This is a genomic window from Arsukibacterium sp., assembly GCF_036735525.1.
In the GTDB taxonomy this organism is placed as follows: Bacteria; Pseudomonadota; Gammaproteobacteria; order Enterobacterales; family Alteromonadaceae; genus Alishewanella.
In genome coordinates this window covers 1-8,990 of sequence record NZ_DAINOE010000024.1, presented here as the reverse complement: position 1 = coordinate 8,990, position 8,990 = coordinate 1, and the positions used below count along the sequence as shown (strand labels likewise).

General features: G+C 46.5%; 11 protein-coding genes. 5 read left to right on the top strand and 6 right to left on the bottom strand.

Going from position 1 to position 8,990, the window contains the following annotated elements; translation table 11 throughout:
• The 5 genes from V7D78_RS06710 to V7D78_RS06690 all read left to right on the top strand — a co-directional run.
• Window positions 1-1,712: sodium:solute symporter family protein (locus tag V7D78_RS06710; RefSeq protein ID WP_333607668.1), on the top strand; the 1,712-nt coding region annotated here is incomplete at its 5' end.
• 91 nt (window positions 1,713-1,803) lie between these two features.
• Window positions 1,804-2,337 carry a hypothetical protein gene (locus V7D78_RS06705; protein ID WP_333607667.1) on the top strand — a complete coding sequence of 178 codons (534 nt, stop codon included), beginning with the start codon at window positions 1,804-1,806 and terminating at the stop codon, window positions 2,335-2,337.
• Window positions 2,338-2,346: 9 nt separating this feature from the next.
• Window positions 2,347-3,297, top strand: a complete 951-nt coding sequence (locus V7D78_RS06700) for a CBS domain-containing protein (protein WP_333607666.1) — start codon at window positions 2,347-2,349, stop codon at window positions 3,295-3,297.
• Window positions 3,270-4,169 carry a putative nucleotidyltransferase substrate binding domain-containing protein gene (locus tag V7D78_RS06695; protein WP_333607701.1) on the top strand — a complete coding sequence of 300 codons (900 nt, stop codon included), beginning with the start codon at window positions 3,270-3,272 and terminating at the stop codon, window positions 4,167-4,169. The genes V7D78_RS06700 and V7D78_RS06695 overlap by 28 nt, the downstream gene beginning before the upstream one ends.
• A gap of 2 nt (window positions 4,170-4,171) precedes the next feature.
• On the top strand, window positions 4,172-4,834 hold the full coding sequence (locus tag V7D78_RS06690; RefSeq protein ID WP_333607665.1) for an exonuclease domain-containing protein: 663 nt from the start codon (window positions 4,172-4,174) through the stop codon (window positions 4,832-4,834).
• Between the two features lie 6 nt (window positions 4,835-4,840).
• Here the strand turns inward: V7D78_RS06690 and V7D78_RS06685 are convergent, their stop codons facing one another.
• From V7D78_RS06685 to V7D78_RS06660, 6 genes are all read right to left on the bottom strand, one after another.
• On the bottom strand, window positions 4,841-5,308 hold the full coding sequence (locus V7D78_RS06685; protein ID WP_333607664.1) for a DUF1456 family protein: 468 nt from the start codon (window positions 5,306-5,308) through the stop codon (window positions 4,841-4,843).
• A gap of 77 nt (window positions 5,309-5,385) precedes the next feature.
• Window positions 5,386-5,946 (bottom strand): elongation factor P, encoded by a 561-nt coding sequence (gene efp / locus V7D78_RS06680; protein ID WP_442886510.1) that lies wholly within the window; start codon window positions 5,944-5,946, stop codon window positions 5,386-5,388.
• A gap of 18 nt (window positions 5,947-5,964) precedes the next feature.
• Window positions 5,965-7,131, bottom strand: coding sequence for an elongation factor P maturation arginine rhamnosyltransferase EarP (gene earP, locus V7D78_RS06675; RefSeq protein WP_333607663.1), 1,167 nt, complete (start codon window positions 7,129-7,131; stop codon window positions 5,965-5,967).
• 39 nt (window positions 7,132-7,170) lie between these two features.
• Window positions 7,171-7,539 carry a hypothetical protein gene (locus V7D78_RS06670; protein WP_333607662.1) on the bottom strand — a complete coding sequence of 123 codons (369 nt, stop codon included), beginning with the start codon at window positions 7,537-7,539 and terminating at the stop codon, window positions 7,171-7,173.
• A complete protein-coding gene (locus V7D78_RS06665; protein WP_333607661.1) occupies window positions 7,533-8,066 on the bottom strand; it encodes a hypothetical protein in 534 nt (177 codons plus the stop codon). The genes V7D78_RS06670 and V7D78_RS06665 overlap by 7 nt, the downstream gene beginning before the upstream one ends.
• A gap of 19 nt (window positions 8,067-8,085) precedes the next feature.
• On the bottom strand, window positions 8,086-8,715 hold the full coding sequence (locus V7D78_RS06660; protein ID WP_333607660.1) for a LysE family translocator: 630 nt from the start codon (window positions 8,713-8,715) through the stop codon (window positions 8,086-8,088).
• Window positions 8,716-8,990 lie beyond the last annotated feature (275 nt).

Sequence of the window (8,990 nt, the reverse complement as noted above, 5' to 3'; positions counted from 1 at the left end):
TTGGTATCGCTATCTGGGCTCGAGCAGGCTCAACAAAAGAGTTTTATGTTGCCGGTGGTGGTGTTAACCCCATTACTAACGGCATGGCTACCGCAGCTGACTGGATGTCAGCAGCATCATTCATTTCTATGGCGGGTTTACTCGCAGCTGGCGGATACGCTAACTCCTCTTTCCTGATGGGATGGACAGGCGGTTATGTATTACTTGCTATGCTACTTGCACCTTACTTGCGCAAATTTGGTAAATTCACTGTTCCGGATTTTATCGGTGACCGTTTTTACAGCAAAGGTGCGCGCATTACCGCAGTAGCTTGTTTGATTATCATGTCAGTCACCTATGTTATCGGTCAAATGACAGGCGCAGGTGTCGCGTTCTCGCGTTTCCTTGAAGTAAGTTCTTCAACGGGTATCTGGATAGCCGCGGCGGTTGTGTTTGTTTATGCTGTTTTTGGTGGCATGAAAGGCATTACTTACACTCAGGTTGCGCAGTATGTGGTACTAATCATTGCTTATACCATTCCTGCAGTCTTTATTTCATTACAACTAACTAATAACCCTATTCCGATGTTTGGTATGTTTAGTACTCACAACGACTCGGGTTTACCACTGTTGGTTAAGCTTAATGAAGTGGTGCGCGAACTGGGCTTCCAGGATTACACAGCAGATGTATCGAATAAGTTAAACATGGTGCTGTTCACGCTGTCATTAATGATCGGTACTGCCGGTCTGCCACACGTTATCATTCGTTTCTTCACCGTACCTAAAGTCGCTGATGCCCGCTGGTCTGCTGGCTGGACACTGGTGTTCATTGCTTTGTTATATTTAACTGCACCAGCAGTGGCTTCAATGGCGCGTTTAAACCTGTTAACCACCATTTATCCTGATGGCCCGACAGCTGCAGCACTTGAGCATGCAGAACGTCCAGACTGGATTAAAAGCTGGGAAAAAACAGGCTTAATTCGTTGGGATGACAAAAACAATGACGGCCGTATTCAAATGTACAATGATACGCCTGCATTTGCTGCTACAGCAACAGAGCGTGGCTGGGCTGGTAATGAATTAACCGTTAATAATGACATTCTGGTATTAGCAAATCCTGAAATTGCAAATTTACCAGGTTGGGTTATAGGCTTAATTGCTGCCGGTGGTATTGCAGCCGCCTTATCAACTGCAGCGGGGCTATTATTGGCCATCTCGTCAGCGATAAGTCATGACTTGATTAAAAATATTATAAACCCGCAAATCAGTGAAAAAGGAGAAATGTTAGCTGCCCGTATCTCCATGGCTGGTGCCATTTTGTTGGCAACCTATCTGGGGTTAAATCCGCCCGGGTTTGCCGCGCAAGTGGTTGCTCTGGCCTTTGGTATAGCTGCGGCAACGCTGTTCCCAGCCTTGATGATGGGCATCTTCTCTAAGCGTGTTAACAGCTACGGTGCTATTGCCGGTATGTTATCAGGCCTGGTAGTGACCTTGTTGTACATCTTCACTTACTTAGGCTGGTTATTTATCCCTGGCACCAATATGCTGCCAAATACACCAGATGCTTGGTTGTTTGGTATTTCGCCACTGTCGTTCGGGGCAATTGGCGCAATGGTTAACTTTATCGTTGCCTTCGCGGTGTCTGCGGTAACAGCACCACCACCAAAAGCAATCCAAGAATTGGTAGAAAGCGTTCGTTACCCTAAAGGTGCAGGCGTAGCTATTGATCACTAATCAACGGCTACACTCGTTACCTTTGGTAAAATGAATCAACTGAAGTAGACTCGGGCTTTCATCTGAAAGCCCGAATTTTTAGGATCACATTATGTTTTGGGAATTAATTGCGACGATTTCTGCAGGGCTTGGTGCCGCGGGTATTGCTTTACTGTTACGCGCGATAACACTAAAAAAGCTGCCTAATTGGATCATCCCGGTTTTTGCAGGTGCTGGCATGCTGGGGTTTCAAATTCATTCAGAATATACCTGGTTTAGCCACCAGCGCAGTTTATTACCTGCTGGTGTTGAAGTGGTTCGCACCGCAAAAGAAAGCTCTGGTTGGCGTCCTTGGAGCTACCTGTATCCACAAACCATGCGGTTCATAGCTGCTGACATAAAAAATGCCAGTGTAAATCAGCGTTATTCATCATTAATTTTGGTTGATTTATACTTTTTTGAAAGACGGATGAGCGCCAGACGTTTGTCACAAGTCGTCCATTGCGAGGCGGGCGCCAGAGCAGATTTTACCGAGGAACTCGTTATTCCTTCGCCAGGAGAGCCCTTAAGTAGTGGTTGGCATAAACTGGCGTCTGATGATGCATTATTAAGGTTGCTGTGCCAGGTAAAAGTACAGCAAGACTAAGGGTGACCTATGGAAGTCAGTGAAGTCATTAAGTTCTTATCACACACCACCCCTTTTGATGAGCTGAGCTCTACGCAATTGGCGCAAACCGCTGTGCAATTTAGCGTATATTATTGCAAGGAAGGTGAAGCCATTGATATCTCAAAGGAACGTTTGTTGATTGTCAGAACGGGCATCTATGCTTTATTTAGTGATCAGCAGCAGCTTCTAACCAAATTGGAAGAAGGTGACTTTTACGGATATCAACTGCTGCTTACCGGACTGAATGATAACGATCAATTAGTTTGTGAAGAAGATGGTCTGGTGTACTGGCTACCTGCTGAGCACTTTCATCAATTACGTTATCAATACAAAAATTTAGATATCTTTTTTCAACGGTTGTTTAGCCGCCGCCTGCATCAGTACAAAGCGCAACAGCAACACTCCCGTTTTACTCTTAAAGTGTCAGACATAGTGCAGGCCCGTCGGGTGTCAATAACCGCAGAGCACAGTGTACAGCAAGCGGCCAGGCTGATGACTGATAAACGCGTGTCTTCATTGCTGGTTGAGCAACAGCAAAAACTAATTGGTATTTTAACGGATCGTGACTTACGCAGCCGGGTATTGGCCGAAAACCTCCTCGCCAGTAGCCCTGTCGCCACAGTAATGACAGCTAATCCACATACCATAGATAAGCACGCCTACCTGTTTGAAGCCGTGCAACTGATGAGCCGGCATAATATTCATCATTTACCGGTCACAGAGCAAGGTCTTAGCTACAGCATGATCACTGCCACCGACATTATTCGGGCCCAGCAGGATCACCCGGTCTATCTGATTGGCGAAATACACCGTCAGAGCACGGTTGATGGCCTTGAGCAATGTAGCATGCAAATTAACAGCCTGGCACTGACACTGGGTAAGCAGCAAGTGCAGCGCATGAGGCGGGGCATATTATTACCACTATTACTGATGCACTGACCCAACGCCTGATTAAACTGGCACAGCTGGAACTGGGCGAGCCGCCCTGCATTTTTAGCTGGCTGGCATTTGGCTCTCAGGGGCGGATGGATCAAAGCGTGAATGCCGATCAGGATAATGCGCTGCTGCTGGAAAAAGAACCGGTCGGCGCTGTTGCTGATTACTTTGCCGCTCTGGGCGATTTTGTCTGCCAGGGATTGGCTCGCTGCGGCATTATGCTTTGCCCGGGCAATATTATGGCCAGTAACAGCGCGCTAAGATTAAGTTTAAAAGGTTGGTCAGGGCAATTTGCCAAATGGATCTCCACCCCCACACCAGATGCACTGCTTAAAAGCAGTATCTTTTTCGATTTGCGCTTAATTGATGGCAGCAAAGGCTTATTTAATGCCCTGCAGCAAGATATTCTGGCGCGAACTAACCAACCGTTATTTTTGCGCTTACTGGCGCAAAATACGCTGCAACGCACTGCCCCCTTGAGCTTTTTGAAAAATTTTATTCTGGAGCATGATGGAAAACATAAAAAAGGCCTGGATTTAAAAAAACGTGGTATCAGCCTTATCACTGACATTGTCAGAGTCTATGCACTGTCTGCCGGCATCAGTGAAGTCAATACCCGGCAACGCTTGGTTCAACTGGCGGCCAGCCATATTATGGATAACCGTGATACGCAGAACTTGTCTGATGCCTTTGATGTACTGGCACAGTTACGCTGGGATAAACACCAGCATGATCTGATACAGGGCCATGATGTCAGCAACCTGTTAGATCCCGCCGTGCTCTCCGGCTTACAACGCCACCAGTTAAAAGATTGTTTTGCGGTAATTAATGCCGCTCAGTCATCTCTTAAACTGCGCTTTTGCCGGGATATTTAGCCATGTTAAACTGGCTGCGCAGTAAAGCGCCTCCGATACATCAACTGATAAACCAGTTTAATACTACCCCTCTGCCAGCAACCAGTACGCCGGTAAAAGAGTGTCGGTTTTTAGCCATTGATTTAGAGATGACCGGACTTAATGCCAAGGATAACCACATAGTGAGTATTGGTTGGGTCCCCATAGCGCAGGGAGAAATTGTGTTAAGCCAGGCCAAACATTATCTGGTGCACACCCCTGGCAGTGTTGGCCAGAGTGCGGTTTTTCATGGCGTACATGATAAACACCTGAAAAATGCTATTGACCTGCCCCAGGTACTGGAAGAGCTGTTAAGTCACTATGCCGGCTATATTTTTGTTGCCCATCACAGCCAGCTAGATCAGCGGTTTTTACAGGTGGCTTGTCAGCGGCATTTTGGCCGGGCACCAAAATTTAAGTTTATTGATACGCTCAATATAGAGTTAAAAAAGCTACAACAACAAGGGACGGTAATGACCACGGATGCATTACGCTTGCCGCAGTGCTTAAAACGCCATCATTTACCGCAAGGGCAACTCCATCATGCGCTGGAAGATGCCTATGGTTGTGCCCTCTTGTTGTTAAGCCAAATGAAGAAAGGAAAAAATCAATTAACCTTGTCGGATTTGCTGATACAGGCGGCTTAAGACTAATCAGCCTTCCTGCTGACGATATTTAAGTTGAATACCTTTAATAAAATTACGCAACATTTGCGTTTGGCAAGCACGATAATGCTTATGATCAGCGCGGCGGAAAAAGGCACTGAGTTCATGCTTACTTAACGGAATGTCGGCAAGTTGCATCACGGCCATAATATCATCATCTTTCAGATCCAAAGCGATCTTCAGCTTGCGCAAAATAATATTGTTGTTAAGGCGCTGCTCTGGCTCAGGCTGCGGCCCCTCTTTGGCGCCACGTTTGTGCACAATAAGGCCGTTTAAAAAGCGGGCGAACAGTGGATCATCCAGCTCGGCAAATCCTGCTTCCTGCTCTTTTTCCAACCAACTGATAATTTGCTCACGGCTTACCGCAGCGCCACCCAGGGCAAAAATATTGGCCAGACCACTGTTGTTATAATCAAAGGCATAGCGCAAACGGCGCAGTAAATCATTATTAGTCAAAGTGTTATCCTGATTTTATTTACAATGTCATCTAAAGAAAAAAGGCGCTGAATGCGCCTTTTTCATAAGCTTGCTAATTACTTAGCACGGCTACGGTATTCGTCAGTACGGGTGTCAATTTCGATTTTATCGCCAATATCAACAAAAGCCGGTACCATTAATTCAAAACCGGTATCCAGTTTAGCAGGCTTCATCACCTTGCCAGTGGTATCGCCTTTAGCGGCAGGCTCAGTGTACACCACTTCACGCACGACTATCGTCGGTAAATCAACAGAAATGGCCCGCTCGTTATAAAACACCACTGAACATGCCATGCCATCAGCCAGATACTTCAGCGCTTCGGTCATGTTTTCAGCTTCAATTTCATACTGATTGTATTCTTCGTCCATAAACACATACATAGGATCAGAGAAATACGAGTAGGTCACTTCTTTAGTATCAAGTAATACTTGCTCAAACTTGTCATCAGCACGGTATACCGTTTCCATGCCCTGGCCGTTCAGCAGGTTTTTCATTTTCATTTTTACTACTGCAGCGTTACGGCCTGATTTGTTGAACTCGGCTTTTAACACTACCATTGCTTCGCTACCAACCATGATAACCTGGCCAGCGCGGACTTCTTGGGCTGTCTTCATCATTTTAGAAATATCTTCTTGTTAGGAAAAATTGCGAAGCATTATAAATTTTTTTTCAGCAAAACGCACGAGGTTGCTTGCAAGATCTCCATGTGACTGTAAATGGGCAGACCAACCAATATTATGCTGCTGAATAGCATAAAGATTTTCAGAAAAATTTTGCCAGGCAGCCAACAGTGGTTGCTCGGTATTCCAGGCAGTAAACAGCTGCTGCACTGCTGCTGCGCTCAGCGCATTTAATTGTTGGCAGTATAAAAGGCTAAATGCATTAAGTTTTAGCAGGTGAGCCTGCTCGGCCTGGCGATAAATTTGCCAGATAAAAGGCCGTTTTGCCCATTGTGCTCTGATAATCGAATCTTCCCCCCGCACAAAATTAATGTCGCACAGGTGCAATAACTTGTCATAGTCTGGTTGCGCAATAAAAGGCATCAACACTAGCGTGAGTTGCCCCAACGCCAGCCGGCTGGAATGGACTAGTTCGGGATAGCTTGCTTGCAACTGCGTTGCCAGCTCTCCTGGCGGCACCAGACACAAGGTACGCTGCTCGCCCTGCTGCCAATACTGGAGCAACTGCGCTAGATAGCAATGCGAGTAGGCAAACAGTGACACTTTACAGGCAAAATTAGCCGCATCAGCAATACCCAGTTGCTGCCAAAATGCCGGATGTTGGCTGTGATCCTGCTGCCAGGACTGTAATTGTAACAGCCAGGCCGGTTCAAATAACAAGCCGCCACTGGCCTTAGTAAAGCCCGGGAAAAAGAAATACTTGGTCAAGGGCAAATGGGGTTGAGGAGATGCCAGAGTATGACAGCCCTCAATCCAGGGCTCTGCTGATAAATATTCAAGATTAAGCCAAATAAGCGGCTGTCTGCTTTTTGCCATCTGCTGTTGGTATGGCAAAGGGATAGTACAAGCCAGCGCTTCCACCACCACCTGTGCCACCTCAAACTGTTGCCAATCGGTGTTAGGCTGCCAGTGGCAAATTTGCACGCCAGCCAGTTGCTGCGAGCTCGCTGAACTATCAAGCTCGTGGCACAGTTGTTTAAAGCTGGCTAAATCATCTACCCATAACCTTACCTGCTGTCCATGCTCGGCTACTAGTTGCCGACTTAAGCGCCAGCAAATGCCAATATCGCCGAAATTATCAACGACCGCACAAAAAATATCCCATTGAAGCTTAATCGCCATAGCTATTGAGTGACCTTTTAGTCAGGTTAAACAGAGGCGTCAAAAAAAACTGTTGGCTATTATACTGAGCACAGCACGTAACCCAAGATAAATTGCCACCAAAGACACCAGGCTCACCACTACCGCCAGCAGCTTAAGCCCCAGTATATGCAAGCGGTATTTAATACCAGGCCAAAGGCCGGACGGACGAATACTAAGTGGATCCGTAGCAAAACACAGCGTGATCAGCAATAAACACAAGCAACTAATCAGTGCACTAAGTACAGGAAATTGCCACAACTGTGAGCGCCCGGCGGGGGCAAACAACAACAGATAGATAAACAGAGCAAAAAGTAGCAGAGCCAGCCATTGTAATAACCGTTGCAACGGCTTGAGTTTAGCCGCCAGCCATCGATAGCCGGTTAGCATTGTTGCTGCTCCTGCTGTAATAGCTTAAGCGGGTATAACGGCAAAATACCGGACTGCCCACTCATATCCCCCACTACCCAAATTTGGCTGAACGGATGACGCTTGGGCATATGCAATTTGTCACAGTGTTCAAGCATTTCACGTCGGCTCCACAACGGATTGGCATTGCGGATTACCAGCCAAACCTGGCTGCTGTCATAATATTTGTCTGCTTTATTGCTGATAATGCGATTCAGCGCTGTTAATAAACGATGTTCCGCAGGTGTGCGCAGTAAAGCGAGTAATTCACGGTGGGTTTCTACTGACAAATCGCGGCCAAGAATATGCATGGCTTCTACTTCACTGCCATACAAATGCGCAATTTCCAGATCTAGCTTTTGCTCAGCGAAGTAGCAAGACACGTCAGGTCTTGCCGGCTCATTATGCCAGATATGACGCATTTTCACCCCGAAACGCTGCTCGTACAAGCGCATAAAAATTCGGGCGGCTTCATGCTCTAAACGTATTTTTTCTTCGCTGCCATTCATCCACTCTACCTTAGCAGCCTCAAGCACTGCTTGTGAAGTAGTAGCGCCAGATCTCCAGCAATACCGGTACCACCGATAACAGTAACAGCAACCCCATACTGATATTAAAAATACGGTGTAGCAAGGGCACTGTTAATACCCGGCGCAGCGCACTGCCACACACCAGCCACAGACCAACGCAGGGAAAGGCCACCAACAAAAACGCCAGGGTGATTAGCAGCACCTGATACCAATAGACACCAGTCACTGAGGTAAAAGCCGCCACAGCACCGGAAGCCATGACCCAGGCCTTGGCATTAACCCACTGAAATAACGCAGCCTGCCAAAAACTAAAAGGCTTGCTTTTACCGGTAGCGATACTTTCAGGCCGGGCACTGGCAATACGCCAGGCTAACCAGAGTAAATACACAGTGCCGATAATTTTAATCAGCTGATGTAAATGCGGAAAACGGTCAAACACGACGCCAAAGCCCAGACCTACCAGCAATACCATCAGCGGAAAGCCCAGGCAGATCCCCAACCAATGCGGTATACTCTGTCTGATGCCATAGTTAACACCAGATGACATGATCATCACATTGTTGGGCCCTGGGGTGATGGTGGTAGAAAAGGCAAAAAACAGAACCGCGAAAAACAGCTCTATGGTCATACACAACCTCAGCGTTTCAGTAAACTACTGATTAGGATAATACCAGAGTCACAGTCCGTTAAGCGGAGTTTCTGCTGCTAATAACCAAAATTGCGGTTTTATCTTCTAGGTTAACACCTAAATCTGTGTCATCTTAACGATGCTATTTATATTAAGTAAATGCAGCTTTAGGGTTATCACCTGATTGCAAGATGATAAATTTATGATAAAGCTATCTTAAAACTAGAGGCTGTTGATCTTTGAACGAAAATTAGACGGCATAGCAACAAGGTATA